We start from the raw sequence: 15,670 nt of genomic DNA on the forward strand, positions 1-15,670 counted from the left end.
TTTTGTGGAAGCGAGGTGTCAACAATGGATTCCATGGACAAAACGGTCAAATTTAATGTCAAGGCGGATGAGAAGGAAGCTTCTGCTCAGGAGATTTTGTTGACCGTATATGATGCGTTGGTAGAAAAAGAATACAATCCGATCAATCAAATCGTCGGGTATTTGCTATCCGGTGATCCGGCTTATGTGCCGCGGCATAATAATGCTAGAAGCCTGGTGCGTAAAAAAGAACGCGATGAATTGATTGAAGAGCTGGTTCGTTTCTATCTCGCTAAGCATCGTTAGGAGACAGGCATGAAAGTAATGGGATTGGATTACGGGGATCGCCGAATTGGGGTCGCCGTAAGTGATGCCTTCGGCTGGACCGCCCAAGGATTGGAAGTCATAGAACGACGCGGTGACGACAGCGAGTTCGGTAAAATTGCAAATTTGGTTCGTGAACATGAAATTGGTGAGGTTGTTGTAGGCTTGCCGAAAAATATGAACGGAACCGTGGGTCCACGCGGTGAGATTTGCATTGAGTTTGCGAACCGGCTCAAGGAGTTACTGGGTTTACCCGTTCACCTTTGGGATGAACGGCTGACGACGCGTTCGGCAGAGCGTGCGCTTCTGGAGGCCGACGTCAGCCGCAAAAAACGCAAGCAGGTGGTAGATAAACTAGCCGCAAGCCTGATCTTGCAAAATTATTTGGACGCACACAGTACAAGGTGAGGGGGATTTCGTAATGGCTGAAAATCAATTGGGTATGGAAGAAGAGCCGGAAATTATTTATATTGCCGATGACGAGGGCAACGAGGAAGAGTTCGAGGTCATTATGAAGTTTGAGGTAGATGGTTCCGAAGCAAAGTACATGATGGTTGCGCCAGTGGACCCTGAAGCTGATGAGTCCGATGTGTACGCCTTCCGCTACGAAGAAGAAGGCGATGATATTAAATTGTTTGTGATCCAAGACGATGCCGAATGGGAAATCGTCGAAGAGACCTTTAATACATTTGTAGAGGAAGAAGAAGAGGAAGACGGGAAATGACGAGCTATTCACGTGAAGACCTGAGCTGGACCTCTGATTTGAAGGAAGCATTTGACGGCGATGTAGAGTTGCAGGATGAACAGGGTCATGCAATACGCATGGAGTTGGAAGCAGAGTTCAAGGTAGGCGAGCAACGGTACGCCGTATTGCGTAGACCTGGTGCTGCTGCTGGCGAACATGAATTATATCATGTAAGCTCATCCACAGACGGCGAAATCTCCATCACCACCATTGAAGATGATGATGAGTGGGAAGATATTTCTGAGCTGTACGACGAATGTACGTTGCCGGAAGAGCTGTAAGTCTGGATAACGAGCAGATCAAACCTGAAAGGGCGGACCAGTCCGCCCTTTTTGGCTGTGAAGGAGTTGGGTGGATGTGAAGCGAAGGACAAGGATGCTTACGTTGCTTCTCGTGCTTGTTTGTATAGCAGGAGGTGCAATCCTCTATATATGGAATGCCATGCAGCCTGTTCAGCCGAAAACACAACCCGTTGCTTTTACGGTGGTAAGGGGTACGGGAACATCGGCTATTGCAGATACGCTGGAGCAAAAGGGACTTATACGTAATGCGCTCGTGTTTAAGGCTTATGTAAAATTCAAACAGCAAGGAAACGCATTTCAGGCTGGAAAATATGAAGCGCAGCCTGGCGCAACCTTTGATCAGCTGATTGCCAAGCTATCGGCTGGGGACGTAGTCAAAGAGGAAATGATCCGTTTTACAATCCCGGAGGGTTTTACGATTAGACAGATGGCTGAGAAGCTGCAAAAGGAAGGACTGGCAGACCGGCAGCAATTTTTGCAGCTAGCCAACGATCCGTCCGCTTTTGACGTCCCGCTGGTACGGGACATACCAAAGCAGGCGGGGCTTCGCTATGCGCTGGAAGGCTATCTTTTCCCGGAAACTTATGAACTGAAAAAGGGAAGCACAACCAAGGATATCATTCAGACGATGCTGGAGCAGACGCAAAAACGTCTGGATACCATTTCTGACCTGGATGCCGGGCTTCAGCAACGCAGTGAAACACTGCATCAGCTGCTGACAGTTGCCTCTCTGGTAGAGCGTGAGGTGGTTGTAGACGATGAGCGGCCTATCGTAGCTGGCGTTATTTATAACCGTCTTCAACAGGATAAAAAGCTGGAAATTGATGCTACAGTTCAATATATGCTGGACAAGCAAAAGGAACGACTGTATTACAAGGATTTGGCTGTAGAAAGTCCTTATAATACGTATATACACCAAGGACTTCCACCAGGACCGATTGCAAGTCCCAGTCTGAAATCAGTAGTGGCGGCTCTACAGCCGAAATCTACAGATTATTTATTTTATGTGACCAAAAAAGATGGAACACATAAACATTTGTTTGCCAAAACGTATAAAGATCATTTGCATAACATTCAGGTAAGTAACCGTAAGACAAATTAGGAGGTGAGCCTATGGCTTACAAACCCGAACTGCTGGCAACTGCCAGCTCTCCGGAGGATGCCCGTCATATGCTGGAGGCTGGAGCTACTGCATTGCTCATTGGAGATGACCGCTTTGGCATGCGACTGCCAGGACATTTTACACCGGACCAAATCCGTGAGGTTGTGGAAGAGGCACGGAAGCATGCGGCGCAGGTATATATATCTATGACGAATTTGATGACGAATGAGCTATTGCCACTTCTTCCCGAATATGTGCAGACACTAGCTGGATGCGGCGTAGACGCCATTGAGTTTAATGATCCAGCAGTGCTTATGGCTGTGAAGGAGTATGCACCTCATCTGAAACTCTTCTGGAACGGAGAGATGATTTCTACCAACTTCGCAACCGCCAACTACTGGGGGGAAAAAGGGGCGTCACGTGTCATCTTGGCTCGTGAGCTCAGTATGGATGAAATTACGGAAATGATTCCAAAGTTGAATATAGAAGCACAGGCTCAGGTACATGGAATGACCAATATTTATCACTCCAAGCGTAAGCTTGTTCAAAGCTATATGCTGCACCAAGGTCGCACGGTAGAAGGCGATCTCGGCAGAGGGCGTGGCTTGTTTCTGATTGAATCAGAGCGGAAGGAAGAGAAGTTCCCCATTTACGAAGATATCAACGGGACACATATTATGAGTTCGGATGATTTTTGTATCATAGAGGACCTGCATATTCTGATGGAGGCGGGTGTGCACAGCTTTAAGATCGAGGGCTTGTTGAAACCCACCGCTTACAATGAGGCAGTTGTCCGTGCTTATCGCAAAGCAATAGATAGTTATACAGCCGACCCGGATGCTTATGTTTATGATGAAAGCTGGCTGGATGAGGTTCGCCGTCTTCAAGACCCTGAACGGGAACTCTCCTTCGGATTTTTCTACAAAGAGCAGGTTTATTAATTACAAAATGAATTTACAGAGGGGGGAACGTCATGGGAACGATCACCAAAACGAGAAAATATACAGGTAAACGGAATCGTCTGGATAAGCCAGAGCTGTTGGCTCCTGCCGGAAATCTAGAAAAGCTGAAGTTTGCCGTTCACTATGGTGCAGATGCTGTATATATTGGTGGACAAAAATACGGTCTGCGTTCTAACGCCGATAATTTCAGTTTTGAAGAAATGCGTGAAGGTGTAGAATTCGCCAACAAGTACGGTGCTAAGGTGCTTGTAGCGACTAATATCTATGCTCACAATGAAGATATTGCTGGAATTGAGGAATACTTGCGCAATCTGTATGAAGTAGGAATTCATGCCGTTATCGTCGCTGATCCGGCCATTGTATCCGTGGCATTGCGAGCAGTTCCTGGATTGGAAGTGCATTTGAGCACACAGCAGTCCACGCTGAATTGGCAAGCGGTAAAGTTCTGGAAAGACGAGGGGCTGCCGCGCGTGGTACTTGGACGTGAAACCAGCTTGGAGGAAATCGAAGAAATTAAAAAGCATGTGGATATCGAAATCGAAGCTTTTGTCCATGGTGCGATGTGCTCTTCATTTTCCGGGCGCTGCGTGTTATCTAATCACTTTACAGACCGCGATTCTAATCGTGGAGGATGTTGTCAGTCTTGCCGCTGGAAATATGATTTGTTTGAGGATGCCCGTCCAGGTGAGGTTTGGATATCTGAGGAAGAGGCACAGGACAACAATGTACTAAAACAGTTCCAGCTTGGCGTTAACCAGCTTCCATTGTTTGAAGAGAGCGATAATGCTTTTTCTATGGGTTCCAAGGATCTGTGTATGATTGAAAATATTCCTGATCTGATTGATGTGGGTGTAGACAGCTTTAAAGTGGAGGGACGTATGAAGTCCATCCACTATGTGGCTACGGTCGTGAATGTCTACCGTCAAGCGATTGATTCCTATATGGCTGATCCGGAAAATTATGTACTCAAACCAGAATGGATTGAAGAAATTAACAAGGCAGCCAATCGTCCGTTAAATACAGGATTCTTCTATGATACACCGGATCATGAGGATCATATTTATGAGCCGGAAGAAAAAGCAGTCCCTTATGATTTTGCCGGACTGGTCATGGATTACGATGCCGCAAGTGGCATCGCAACGATTCAACAACGTAACCATTTTAAACCAGGGCATGAAATTGAATTTTTCGGGCCGAACGGAACGTTTTTCAAACAAACGGTCGGAACGATCTGGGATGAGGAAGGCAACGAATTAGATGCTGCACGTCATCCGCTTCAACGAATCAAAATGAAGGTAGATCAGCCTGTATCGTATTTTGATATGATGCGTAAAAAGAAGTAAATAAGCCTTAAGTCACAGGTGAAAAGATTCAAAAGCCTCTCCTATCGGTTGGAGAGGCTTTTTTTTGAATAGTTTTCTAGGAAAAAAGTTTCACAAAATTTAGTTGGTACTCAAAGGAAAGCTACATTCCTTGTCGAATAGTTCCGATAGAGATTATATAGATAATAGATACATAAAGGATGACGTGGAACAAGAAACTAATTATATAGTGGTAGGTGAGAGGAATGGGTTTTCGGAAAAAAGAGAGAAATGTAGCAAAAAGGCAACCTAAGAAAACGGATCCAATGAAAGGCTTGAAAGGAAGTAAAGTAACAACGGATAAAGGGGAGGAGACGGTTGTGATGTTTTCGAAAGATACTCCCTGGGTAGCTAAGGCCTTACGTAAATGCACATACAATTTAAAGCGTTTACTTAAGCCTGAAAGATACAGTAAGGATTTTATGCATTTGGTCAAAAACTATAATCCGATCCGTTCGGTTGGAATGAAGTTGTTTCTGATCTTTTTTGCAGCCATTATGTTATTCGTGGTCAGCCTGGGGATGCTCTCGTACTACAAAGCTAAAAGTACGATTGAACAAAATGCAGCTACAGCGTATCAGCAAACAGTTCAGCAAACTTCGGAAAAGCTTGATATTATTTTAGAGCGCTTTCAAGACACATCGACACAGGTATTTTTCGATACTGAATTAAGTGATCAGTTGCAAAAGGCTGTAAAGCAAGATAAAAATCCCTTTGCATCTTTTGTTGCTATGGGCGAAGTAAACAAGAAATTAACGAATATTGCTTTTACAAATAAAGCGATTGATTCATTGTACCTGTACCCGGAAGAAACCAGTTTAGCTGCAATGGGTACCGGAACACAAAAGGATGTACGGCAGGAAGCATGGTTCAAGGATATTTTGAAAAACAAGGGAATGGTTTGGCTACCTACGCAGGTGAATGACAATGGCAGCAAGACCTTTCGTCTGGCACGCTCCATGAACAGCATGTCCGGGTTGGGAGGGACTTATGTTCTGGTTATGGATTTAAAAGCCAGTGCGGTGGAGGACGAGTTGAAAGGTGTTAATTTGGGCTCAGGCAGTATGATTAGCCTTGTGACAGATAAGGGTGAGTTTGTAGGCTCTAACAATGAGAGTTTGGCAGGAGGAAAGACAAAGCTGGATTACGTTTCCAAGCTTGAAGGGATCGAAGGGAACCAAATTATGGAGCAGGTAGCAGACGGAAAAGAGCAAAGTGTGCTTGCGGTTCATAATACACTGGGAACTTCCAAATGGATTCTCGTGGGTGTAGTGCCTGTATCTGAACTGGTGAGAGACGCCAGGGGAATACTTACCACAACCTGGATATTTGCTGCGGTAGCGGCACTCATTGCATTGTTCATTGGTCTGTGGATGGTACGTCTTGTGGCTCGTCCATTGACACACCTGAAGGATTTAATGATTGAAGGCGCCAAAGGCAACTTGCAAATCCGAACGAAGTATAAGGCACAGGATGAGATTGGACAGTTGTCTGAAAGTTTTGATACGATGATGGAACAAATTACACTGCTGGTAGAACAGACGAATGCATCAGCACAGGAGGTACTGAATACAGCGACGGAACTGAGTGATGCCTCGAAGAAGACAGCCGTTTCAGCCAAAGAAATTGCAGCCGCAACGGAAGAGATTGCTCATGGTGCCACTAGTTTGGCAACAGAGGCGGAACGTGGCAGCGGGTTAACCGGGAATATATCCCAGCAAATGGATACGGTTATGACTTCTAATCATGAAATGAGTCTGGTCGCACAAGAAGTTGAACAGTCCAGTGAAAAAGGGACAGTTCAGCTGAAAAATTTATTAAGCAAAACTAAGGTTACGGAAGAAACTACGCATGCTTTGGTAGGCAAAGTAGATGAACTGAAGCAGACAACTTCCGATGTCTTTAAAGTGCTGGACGTATTACAGGATATTGCTAAACAAACGAACATTCTATCACTGAATGCGACGATTGAAGCGGCACGAGCTGGGACAGCCGGGCGTGGTTTTATGGTGGTAGCCAATGAGGTTCGTCAGTTGGCAGAGCAATCACGTCAAGCCATTCGTACGGCTACAGGTATTACAAATAATATCGTCAATGAGATGAATGAAACGGTACAGGCGTTATCTGAAGTGTACCCGCTGTTCCGGGAGCAGATGGGAGCTGTACAAGAAACGACGGACATTTTCCAATCGGTGCAGCAGCAAATGGGAGAGTTCACGCTTCGGTTGGGAACAGTCACCGCATCCATTCATCATCTGAGTGAATCGCAGACTACTTTGTCCGAGGCAATGACCAATGTAAGTGCGGTAGCCGAGCAATCCTCGGCTACTTCGCAGGAAGTCGCTTCTCTCAGTAATGAGCAGGCCAATATCGGTAATCAGCTGGTAGGCTTGTCTGATAAGCTGGAAGGAGTATCGGTGAATTTGAAAGAACAGCTTTCGAGGTTTACAGTGTAGGTGTTCTGAAATCAGGGGTATCAGGAGCGCAAATTATGAATACAAACACAAAGTTGGCTTGGGCGGTTCTAGCCATTACTATTTTTATAACGGTCTATTATTCGTTAGATGAAATTTTAGGTTGGAGCCCATATTCCTCACTAGATATCCCATAAATTCGGTAACCCATTCGACATCCATGTTGAGTGGGTTTTCTTTTTCCATCACCGGACATACTATTGGAAAAATGATGAAAGGAGGATGAATGTGTCTAGGCGTCATAACAGTTTCAATCGTCAACGTCGAATTGCATATATAGCCCTGGGGATCATGGTATTACTACTGATTTTATGTTTCCGACTGGCTTGGATTCAGGGGACAGCGGGTATTCATTTGTCACTTTATGGGGGGCATTCGCTTAAAGAAATGTCAGTACGTCAGCGACAGGAAGGAATCGCTATTGATACTGGGCGGGGACAGTTTACAGACCGACACGGGCAGCCCTTGACTGGAGGAGTCGTATGGACGCCAGTGCTTTTTCCCGATGTAGATGGCCAAGCTGCTTTGCATGGACAAGAACTGGCCAAGCTACTGCATACGAGTAAAGGGCAACTGTTGACGCGATGGAGGGAACTGCAATCTCCACTCATATGGCGGGATGGACGCGGAGAGCCTGTACAAATCCATCCGAATGAAGCGGGCAGACTGTTGAAGTTAGCCCCTTCGCTCATAGAGCTTGTACCGTATGCGCAGCGTTATAGGGATATGTCCAATGGCAGACAATGGCTTGGTTTTCTGTATGAACGTGGTGAACGAGCAAGTGAACTGCCGATGGGGGCAGCTGGCCTGGAAAGAACGCTCGAGCCACTGCTAAGCGGCGTTGGTGAGACGTTCGTCTCTCGGTCTGTAGATGCGCAACGTCGTCCATTGACTCATGTCCCGCTTCGTGTCAGTGCTCCATCCAATAGTCACTATCCATTACAGGTGCAGACTACAATTGATCTCCCGTTGCAGGAACAGATTGAGAAGCTGACAGAATCTAATCATTTGGCAGAAGGTGCAGTGGTTGTGCTTGACGCAGGCAACGCGGATGTTATGGCGATGGTGTCTCGGCCTTTTTATAATCCCATTCATATTGATCCGCAGCAAAAAACAGACTGGTCTAATCGTGCCCTCAAAGCGGTAACGCCTGGTTCTATTTTTAAGTTGGTTACGGCTGCGGCTGCACTTGAATCAGGTGTGGTTCAACCGCAGGAGCAATTTCATTGTCATGGAGCCTATGGCAAGTACGGATTGTCTTGCTGGAAAGAAAAAGGACACGGAACCCTGAACCTGGAGGAAGGGCTTGCCGTATCCTGTAATAGTGTGTTCGCTCATCTCGGCGAACGGCTTAACGCTGAGCAAATTCAGGCCGCAGCCTCTGCACTGGGATTGAGTCGAACCGTGGGCTGGCAGGAACGGAATCTTGCAGGTCTACCTCAATTCAGACCGCTGGATCACGAAGAAAAGGGAGCCGTATTCGGCTCCCATACGAATGCATCTGATCCAGGCGTACGTGTGCAGACAGCTATCGGCCAGCGTGATGTGCTGGTGACGCCTCTCCAAGCAGCCAACCTCATCGTCACCTTGCTGCACGATGGTCAAGTACATGCACCGCGTATCGTAAAACGCATCAGCTACGCAGACGGAAGCACCTTGCTGGAGCTACCTGCTCACGCTGCTCCTTTACCCCAAGGCAGCCGCTCGATTCGCACATCCACGGCTCATACGCTGCGTGAAGCAATGGAACAGGTTGTGGCACACGGTACAGGTGCCTCCTTGCGCAATAAAGCCTGGAAGCTGGCCGGTAAATCGGGTACGGCCCAAGCTTTAAAAAACGGTCACCCAATAAATCACCAGTGGTTTATTGGTTACGGTCCGATAGAGCGGCCACGTTATGCGGTTGCCGTCCTAGTGCAAAATGCTTCAGCGCATGCTGCAAATCAGGCCACAGTACTGTTCGGTCAAGTCATGGATCTGCTAGCTCAATCCTCCTGAGTTCCGCGAGTAGCTTCACGCTCTTCCTCCTGAATTTTGACGATAAACGGAGGCTCGTCAAACTCCTCAGTCGGAAACCGAATCCATTGCTGCAAATAACCTTGCTGCCACAATTCCTTGAGCAAAATGATCAGAATGGGGGATAGGATTAATCCAGCCAATCCGAAGATGGATAACGATATAATGGCAAAGGAAAGCATTAGATAGGCAGATGAAACGCCGATAGAATTACCAGTAATTTTGGGCTCTGCCAACTGGCGCACAATCACGGTGACAGCCATGACAATAAGTAAGCCTACAGCCAAGCCGGTATTGCCCGTGATGAACAAATACACTGCCCATGGAATAAAGATAACAGGCACACCCAACAATGGCAGAATATCAAACAAAGCTGCTACGAGCGCCAACGATAGGGCATTATCCACTTGTAAAATGAGTAAACCTATAAACACAAGCACGAAGGTAATTCCTACCAGTAGAGCTTGAGCCTTGAGAAAGGCAGAAATGGCTTTAAGTACATGATTTTTTAGAAAAAGATATGCTGTTTTTAGTGTCTTCGGTGTTTTACTGCGGGCAATTTCTTTCCAGAGATTAATTTCCATACTCAAAAAGAAGGCTAAAATGATGGCAACCGCAAAGTTGCCCATAAAAACGGTAAAAGAGCTGAGAAATTGAATGAAAAAGGATAATCCCAGCTGTGCCCATTTCGTAGCAATGGTGGTAGCAGTCGCAAAATAATCATTTACACGTTCGGTAACACCCGGAGGCAAGGCAGCAATTTTATCTTGAGATAGATGAAGAATCCGCGTGAATTCCGTTTGGATAATCTGGGTATAATGTGGGAGGTTTTGCGCGACTTTTGTAAATTGAGTAACCAGGATCAGGCCCAATCCGAAAAAAATAGCCAGTAATAAGATGATAAACAGCAATACGGAGAGTGCGGAGGCAAAGGGTTTTTTCATGCCTTTGCGATGAAAATAACGGGCAGCAGGTTCAATGCACCAAAACACAACGAATGAAAGGAACACAGGTGCTGCTAGCTGATACAGCTTGCTGGATACGAACATAATTAAATACACGGTTAATACGATCAGACCGATATCAAAAACAGTACGCCAATATTTTTTGTACAATGGAAGCATATGTATACAACGACTCCTTTAAGATTTTTATTTATTGTACACTAAATTGAATCTCAATGCTGACCATAAGCAAGGGCGAAATCTCGGCATGCTTACGTCATTGTGATAACATATAAGTAAGTGAGTTTTACTCAGGAGGCCTGCTTGGAAGTTCAGAATAGAAAAGTGGGGATAAAACGTGCAGACTTTGCTGTTATGGATGTTTTACATTTCAACTTTTTATGCTTTTATTCCGGCGCTGGTTAGTCGTATATTTGGTTTCCGGGTGTTTAGGCGTGGCAAAAGTGACCAAGAATATGCGCTAACCTTTGATGATGGTCCTGATCCAGTCTATACACCACAGTTGCTCGATTTACTCAAGCGTTTTGATGCCAAGGCTACTTTTTTTGTTGTAGGTATGAATGCCGAAAAACACCCTGAGCTTCTGAAGCGCATACATGATGAAGGTCATCTGATTGGTATCCACAATTATGTGCACAAATCGAATTGGCTCATGCGGCCTGTTACGGTTAGAAGACAAATTACCCAGACAGAGTCAGTCATTCGTCGAGTAACTGGCGAAGGAACGACCTTTTATCGTCCACCTTGGGGGATTGTGAACTTTTTTGATATTTCCAAAAACAATGGTCGTCGAATCGTATTATGGTCCTCCATGTTTGGTGACTGGAAGGCCAGCATTGGAGCGAAACAACTAGCGGAAAGAATGCTCAAAAAGCTGAGGGGTGGCGAGGTGATGCTGCTCCATGACTGTGGTACGACATTGGGAGCTGACGCAGAAGCGCCACAAAATATGCTCATTGCACTAGAGAAGCTATTGAGGGTCGCCCAGAAACAGCAATTACGCAGCGTCCGCGTGGATACATTGTTTTGCCGTCAGTCTGGCAATCAATCCACTGTTTCTAGCTTGTCCAGTACAGATTGGATTAAAAGAACGATGGTATTCGGATGGCTACAATACGAGCGACTTTTTCATGCCTTGTTCCGTCTTCGTCCTGTCAGCAAGGATAATACGATCTTTTATTATCGTCGCCGTATCTATCATGGACCAAATATAAACATGGAGAACGGTAGGTGGCTGGAAAAGGGGGACCCCATAATTGAGCTTCATTTTGACAATAAAATGTTGTTTCAATTAGGAGCGACGGCAAAGTCCTTGGTCCATCTAGCGATTCAATTGATTCGGGTTGTGAAAAGACAACTGCCTGATCTTACCCAACGGGTTGTACATGATTCTGGTATGAAGGGTGTAAAGGCGATCTATGCAGTAAGTATGATTCATCGAGGGCCTGAAAAATTAGGCTTTCAAATTCAGGAGCTTCCCCAAGGACTGTTTAAGTATGTGGCTACTGTATATTTAAAGCTGTTATTTCGTGTCATCCATCCTTCGGGTTCAGAACAATTGAGTGAAAAAAAAGAGGTCATGGTACCGAAACTAATCGTGATGCCCATTGATACCTTGTTTGAACGTTTTCAACCGGGGGATTCGCACCGGGCAGACCAGGCTTTTGATCCAACTGATCAAAGGGATGTGGTTCATACACTCAACAGTGAAATGACCGAAGAAGGGGAGCCTATGCATACTTCGATCAGGGCTTCACAAACAGCGGATACAGGATCAAGCAGTTGACCTAATAAAAAAAGCCTCTCGATCCTTTGTAGGAGTCGAGAGGCTTTTTAGTGGTTCATACAATAATCTATCTTGGCAAAGCACTTAGATTTTCATAATTCCGCCGTTACTTGCGTTCGTCACCAGCTTGGAATAACGCGCCAGGTAGCCTGTCTTCACTTTCGGCTCGAAGCCTTTCCAGTTGGCACGACGACGGTCGAATTCTTCGTCCGTAATGTGAAGCTCAATCTTACGATTGTTCAGGTCCAGCTCAATGATATCGCCGTCCTCAACAAAAGCGATAGGTCCGCCTTCTGCTGCTTCAGGGGAAATATGACCGATGGAGATACCACGGGAAGCACCTGAGAATCGTCCGTCTGTAATCAGACCAACCTTGGCACCAAGCCCCATGCCCACGATTTGTGAAGTTGGAGCGAGCATTTCAGGCATACCAGGTCCGCCCTTAGGACCTTCATAACGAATAACAACAACATGTCCTTCGGCGATTTTACCGTTAGCAATGCCAGCCAGCGCATCTTCTTGTGAATCAAAGCAGATGGCAGGACCTTTGTGATAACCGCCAACAGAAGGATCAACCGCACCGACTTTAATAATGGAACCTTGTGGTGCCAAATTGCCGAATAATACAGCTAGACCGCCGCGCTCGGAATAAGGGTTGTCCAATTTGTGGATGACGTTAGTGTCCAGAATTTCCTGACCCTCTACATTTTCACGAATGGTTTTTCCGGTTACAGTAATACAGTCACCATGCAATGCGCCTGGTTTCTTCAATAGTTCATTCAGTACTGCGCTTACGCCGCCTGCATTATGAACATCCTCAATGTGATAGTCGGAGGCAGGTGCCAATTTGGACAAATGAGGTACACGGTTTGCGACTTCATTGATGCGTTCAATAGGGTAGTCAACTTCAGCTTCATGGGCAAGTGCCAATGTATGCAATACTGTATTCGTAGAACCGCCCATTGCCATATCCAGTGCAAATGCATTATCAATAGCTTCTTTAGTCACGATATCACGTGGTTTCAGATCGAGCTTAATCAATTCCATCAATTGGCGTGCAGATTGTTTAACGAATTCTTTGCGCTCTTCTGCTACGGCGAGGATGGTGCCGTTACCTGGCATAGCCAGTCCCATCGCTTCTGCGAGACAGTTCATGGAATTCGCTGTGAACATTCCTGAACAGGAACCGCATGTTGGACAGCCGTATTGTTCTAGCTCAAGCAAGCTTTGATCATCGATTTTGCCCGCTTGGAATGCACCTACGCCTTCAAAGACGGAAGTCAGGGAAATAGAGCGTCCGTTCTTGTCTTTACCAGCTTTCATAGGACCGCCGCTGACGAAAATAGTCGGAATGTTAACACGCAATGCCCCCATCATCATACCAGGGGTAATTTTATCGCAGTTAGGAATACATACCATGCCATCAAACCAGTGAGCGGAAACGACAGTTTCCAGAGAATCTGCGATAATTTCGCGACTTGGCAAAGAATAACGCATACCGATGTGTCCCATGGCAATGCCATCATCTACACCAATAGTGTTAAATTCGAAAGGTACACCGCCTGCTTCACGAATGGCCTGCTTGACAATTTTGCCAAATTCCTGCAAATGGACGTGGCCCGGTACGATGTCAATATACGAGTTGCATACCGCAATAAACGGTTTGTCAAAATCTTCTTCCTTGACACCCGCTGCGCGCAGCAAGCTGCGGTGAGGAGCGCGGTCAAAGCCTTTTTTAATCATATCGGAACGCATTTTCGTCTTAGCTGTCATGATGCTGGTTTCCCCCCAAAGTATAAAAATAGTATGGCGTTCAATGAACGCCGTAATAGCGCAGATGTTTTCTAAAGAGTCTATCATAGTTGTGCGCATTTTTCTACATATATGAGGATTTTGAAAAAGTATAGAAGTGTTCTGTAAGCAACAATATATAGATATGAACAGTTTTATTTATCTATATATTGCATCTCCGAGGATTTGATTGGATGCTTCGAAACTCTGATATTCTGATATGTTAGCTTATCGGATAAATAGGAAAAGCCCATGCCGCAATAAAGCGGATGGGCCTCAGGCTTGTTTTTATGTTAAAGGAGGGGGTATATGAAACTATATTTTAATTTCTGCCACCTTTACGACCGATGTCTCTGTAGAAATTTTTGTCATGCGACTCAGCTGTAGCATCGCCGCCCTTTTTGCCGATTTCCTGATAAAATTCCTTATCATGTGAGTTTGCGGTTGCTTGTCCGCCTTTTTTTCCAATCTCCTGATAAAATTCCTTGTTGTGCTTCTTGGAAGTAGCTTCTCCACCCATACGGCCTGCTTCTTCGCGACTCATTTTACCCTGATTTTGATTACGTGCCATGACAAATCACTCCTTATGAAAAAGTTGTTTTTTGTTGCGCGTATCTTTTACTTACCACAACTTGCCTGTATGAAACAGGTACTATGCGTGAAGTAAAGAGGGGGAGACCCACTTCCATTTTCGTCTGTAAGCGGGTTGTCGCGTGCTGATTGTGAAATATAAATGGATAAAAAATTACGCAGACCGTCTAAAAAGATAAGGAGCTGGCTTCAACATCCACTCTACTTGTGGCTCAATCAGAGGTCGTGTTGCAGTTCGAACCCAAGGCATGGTCAACAGACAGCACAGACCTGTGGCGGACACTAGAATCAACATGACTTCCACAGGAGTATCTATATACTCGTAGACTCCTTTTGCAACAACGGAACGGACGATTAAGCCATGGAGCAAAAAGACATATAATGTACGCCGTCCCATCTCGGTTATACGTCCTGTGACGGCTGGAACAAAGCTTAGAAACGCCATAGATGCTATCCATTGAACTCCATAAATGCCGATACGGTAAATCCCTGCGTACCATTCGGTATGGCCCAGTTCACCATAAGTCATGTTGCCATATAGCCAGCCTGCCGGGATGCCAAAATACGACGTTCCCGCCAGTACCATAAGTAAAAGAGATACAATACCGGCGATGATACGGACAGGTGTTGTGAAGAAGCGTCGAACGTCCGCATAATGCAAATGATAACCTGCTACAAAGTAAGGCAAATAAACAAAGGTTCTGCATACGCTTAGCCATATACCGTCTACGGGGAGATATCCGACAAGAATACCCAGTAGCACGGATATACCCAGTTGGAAGACTGGTGGTATTTTCTGAAAAGACAGCATTAACAGTCTCCAGCAGATGTGGCTGGCAAGGAACCAAAGCAGCAGATAAGGAGCAAAAAAAGAATGATGGATATGGGGAACGTGAAAGATTACGACATCCAAGACTGAATAAAGGGATTGGAAAATCAGATATTGCATACCGATCTGAAGCAGAACTTTTTGTCCTGCGAGACCTGTCAAAGTGGTTTTGGCAAAGTAGCCTGTAACGAGTACAAACAACGGCATATGAAACATGAATATCCAGCTGAACCATTGTTGGGCAAGATGAAGTGAACCGACTAATGGCTCCAGGGCGTTTCCTGCAAATACGCATATAATCAACAGAAATCGCAAATTGAGAAAGAAGCTTTCCCCTTGTACATCATGGCTTGTCGTCATGTGTTTCCCTCCGAACGGCTTCTGCCGATTAAACTATTTAAAAAATAATTCTTTACAAGGAACAAGGTACGATACTCTGGACC

The 15,670-nt window shown here is 45.6% G+C and carries 14 protein-coding genes; 10 read left to right on the top strand and 4 right to left on the bottom strand.

The genetic code is table 11. From position 1 onward, the window contains the following. The first annotated feature begins 24 nt into the window (after positions 1-24). From ACXHJ2_RS04550 to ACXHJ2_RS04590, 9 genes are all read left to right on the top strand, one after another. On the top strand, positions 25-285 hold the full coding sequence (locus ACXHJ2_RS04550) for an IreB family regulatory phosphoprotein (RefSeq protein WP_007431624.1): 261 nt from the start codon (positions 25-27) through the stop codon (positions 283-285). A 9-nt stretch (positions 286-294) separates the two neighbouring features. Further along, the gene (gene ruvX / locus ACXHJ2_RS04555; protein ID WP_016819084.1) at positions 295-711 is read left to right on the top strand and encodes a Holliday junction resolvase RuvX; all 417 of its coding nucleotides are present in this window, start codon (positions 295-297) and stop codon (positions 709-711) included. Positions 712-724: 13 nt separating this feature from the next. Then, positions 725-1,027, top strand: a complete 303-nt coding sequence (locus tag ACXHJ2_RS04560) for a DUF1292 domain-containing protein (RefSeq protein WP_013372606.1) — start codon at positions 725-727, stop codon at positions 1,025-1,027. Further along, positions 1,024-1,329 (top strand): DUF1292 domain-containing protein, encoded by a 306-nt coding sequence (locus tag ACXHJ2_RS04565; protein ID WP_013372605.1) that lies wholly within the window; start codon positions 1,024-1,026, stop codon positions 1,327-1,329. Before ACXHJ2_RS04560 ends, ACXHJ2_RS04565 begins: the two co-directional genes overlap by 4 nt. 94 nt (positions 1,330-1,423) lie before the next feature. Continuing rightward, positions 1,424-2,452 (top strand): endolytic transglycosylase MltG, encoded by a 1,029-nt coding sequence (mltG, locus tag ACXHJ2_RS04570; protein WP_013372604.1) that lies wholly within the window; start codon positions 1,424-1,426, stop codon positions 2,450-2,452. Positions 2,453-2,463: 11 nt separating this feature from the next. Then, the gene (locus ACXHJ2_RS04575) at positions 2,464-3,393 is read left to right on the top strand and encodes a peptidase U32 family protein (protein ID WP_058830112.1); all 930 of its coding nucleotides are present in this window, start codon (positions 2,464-2,466) and stop codon (positions 3,391-3,393) included. A gap of 32 nt (positions 3,394-3,425) precedes the next feature. After that, positions 3,426-4,757, top strand: coding sequence for a peptidase U32 family protein (locus tag ACXHJ2_RS04580; RefSeq protein ID WP_013372602.1), 1,332 nt, complete (start codon positions 3,426-3,428; stop codon positions 4,755-4,757). A gap of 224 nt (positions 4,758-4,981) precedes the next feature. After that, the gene (locus tag ACXHJ2_RS04585) at positions 4,982-7,231 is read left to right on the top strand and encodes a methyl-accepting chemotaxis protein (protein WP_058830111.1); all 2,250 of its coding nucleotides are present in this window, start codon (positions 4,982-4,984) and stop codon (positions 7,229-7,231) included. Positions 7,232-7,471: 240 nt separating this feature from the next. Next, on the top strand, positions 7,472-9,247 hold the full coding sequence (locus ACXHJ2_RS04590) for a peptidoglycan D,D-transpeptidase FtsI family protein (protein ID WP_238791099.1): 1,776 nt from the start codon (positions 7,472-7,474) through the stop codon (positions 9,245-9,247). Here ACXHJ2_RS04590 and ACXHJ2_RS04595 read toward each other — a convergent pair. Then, positions 9,235-10,389, bottom strand: a complete 1,155-nt coding sequence (locus ACXHJ2_RS04595) for an AI-2E family transporter (RefSeq protein ID WP_058830109.1) — start codon at positions 10,387-10,389, stop codon at positions 9,235-9,237. The genes ACXHJ2_RS04590 and ACXHJ2_RS04595 overlap by 13 nt on opposite strands. 178 nt (positions 10,390-10,567) lie before the next feature. Between ACXHJ2_RS04595 and ACXHJ2_RS04600 the strand changes: the two genes are divergently transcribed. Beyond that, entirely contained in the window at positions 10,568-12,016 is a 1,449-nt protein-coding gene (locus ACXHJ2_RS04600; protein ID WP_165083079.1) for a polysaccharide deacetylase family protein, read from the top strand. An 84-nt stretch (positions 12,017-12,100) separates the two neighbouring features. Here the strand turns inward: ACXHJ2_RS04600 and ilvD are convergent, their stop codons facing one another. The 3 genes from ilvD to ACXHJ2_RS04615 all read right to left on the bottom strand — a co-directional run bounded on the left by ilvD (position 12,101) and on the right by ACXHJ2_RS04615 (position 15,587). After that, entirely contained in the window at positions 12,101-13,789 is a 1,689-nt protein-coding gene (ilvD, locus tag ACXHJ2_RS04605; protein WP_016324645.1) for a dihydroxy-acid dehydratase, read from the bottom strand. A gap of 340 nt (positions 13,790-14,129) precedes the next feature. Continuing rightward, positions 14,130-14,378 carry a KGG domain-containing protein gene (locus tag ACXHJ2_RS04610; protein ID WP_013372595.1) on the bottom strand — a complete coding sequence of 83 codons (249 nt, stop codon included), beginning with the start codon at positions 14,376-14,378 and terminating at the stop codon, positions 14,130-14,132. 174 nt (positions 14,379-14,552) lie between these two features. Continuing rightward, positions 14,553-15,587 (bottom strand): acyltransferase family protein, encoded by a 1,035-nt coding sequence (locus ACXHJ2_RS04615; RefSeq protein ID WP_165083081.1) that lies wholly within the window; start codon positions 15,585-15,587, stop codon positions 14,553-14,555. Positions 15,588-15,670: the final 83 nt, after the last annotated feature.

It is taken from the genome of Paenibacillus sp. ALE3 (assembly GCF_054113405.1).

Bases quoted from the DNA above. Each gene is read 5' to 3' on its own strand.
- ilvD (WP_016324645.1), bottom strand. From the start codon at position 13,789: ATGACAGCTAAGACGAAAATGCGTTCCGATATGATTAAAAAAGGCTTT.
- ACXHJ2_RS04565 (WP_013372605.1), top strand. From the start codon at position 1,024: ATGACGAGCTATTCACGTGAAGACCTGAGCTGGACCTCTGATTTGAAG.
- mltG (WP_013372604.1), top strand. From the start codon at position 1,424: ATGCTTACGTTGCTTCTCGTGCTTGTTTGTATAGCAGGAGGTGCAATC.
- ACXHJ2_RS04580 (WP_013372602.1), top strand. From the start codon at position 3,426: ATGGGAACGATCACCAAAACGAGAAAATATACAGGTAAACGGAATCGT.
- ruvX (WP_016819084.1), top strand. From the start codon at position 295: ATGAAAGTAATGGGATTGGATTACGGGGATCGCCGAATTGGGGTCGCC.
- ACXHJ2_RS04595 (WP_058830109.1), bottom strand. From the start codon at position 10,389: ATGCTTCCATTGTACAAAAAATATTGGCGTACTGTTTTTGATATCGGT.
- ACXHJ2_RS04610 (WP_013372595.1), bottom strand. From the start codon at position 14,378: ATGGCACGTAATCAAAATCAGGGTAAAATGAGTCGCGAAGAAGCAGGC.
- ACXHJ2_RS04615 (WP_165083081.1), bottom strand. From the start codon at position 15,587: ATGACGACAAGCCATGATGTACAAGGGGAAAGCTTCTTTCTCAATTTG.
- ACXHJ2_RS04575 (WP_058830112.1), top strand. From the start codon at position 2,464: ATGGCTTACAAACCCGAACTGCTGGCAACTGCCAGCTCTCCGGAGGAT.
- ACXHJ2_RS04550 (WP_007431624.1), top strand. From the start codon at position 25: ATGGATTCCATGGACAAAACGGTCAAATTTAATGTCAAGGCGGATGAG.
- ACXHJ2_RS04585 (WP_058830111.1), top strand. From the start codon at position 4,982: ATGGGTTTTCGGAAAAAAGAGAGAAATGTAGCAAAAAGGCAACCTAAG.
- ACXHJ2_RS04560 (WP_013372606.1), top strand. From the start codon at position 725: ATGGCTGAAAATCAATTGGGTATGGAAGAAGAGCCGGAAATTATTTAT.
- ACXHJ2_RS04590 (WP_238791099.1), top strand. From the start codon at position 7,472: ATGAATGTGTCTAGGCGTCATAACAGTTTCAATCGTCAACGTCGAATT.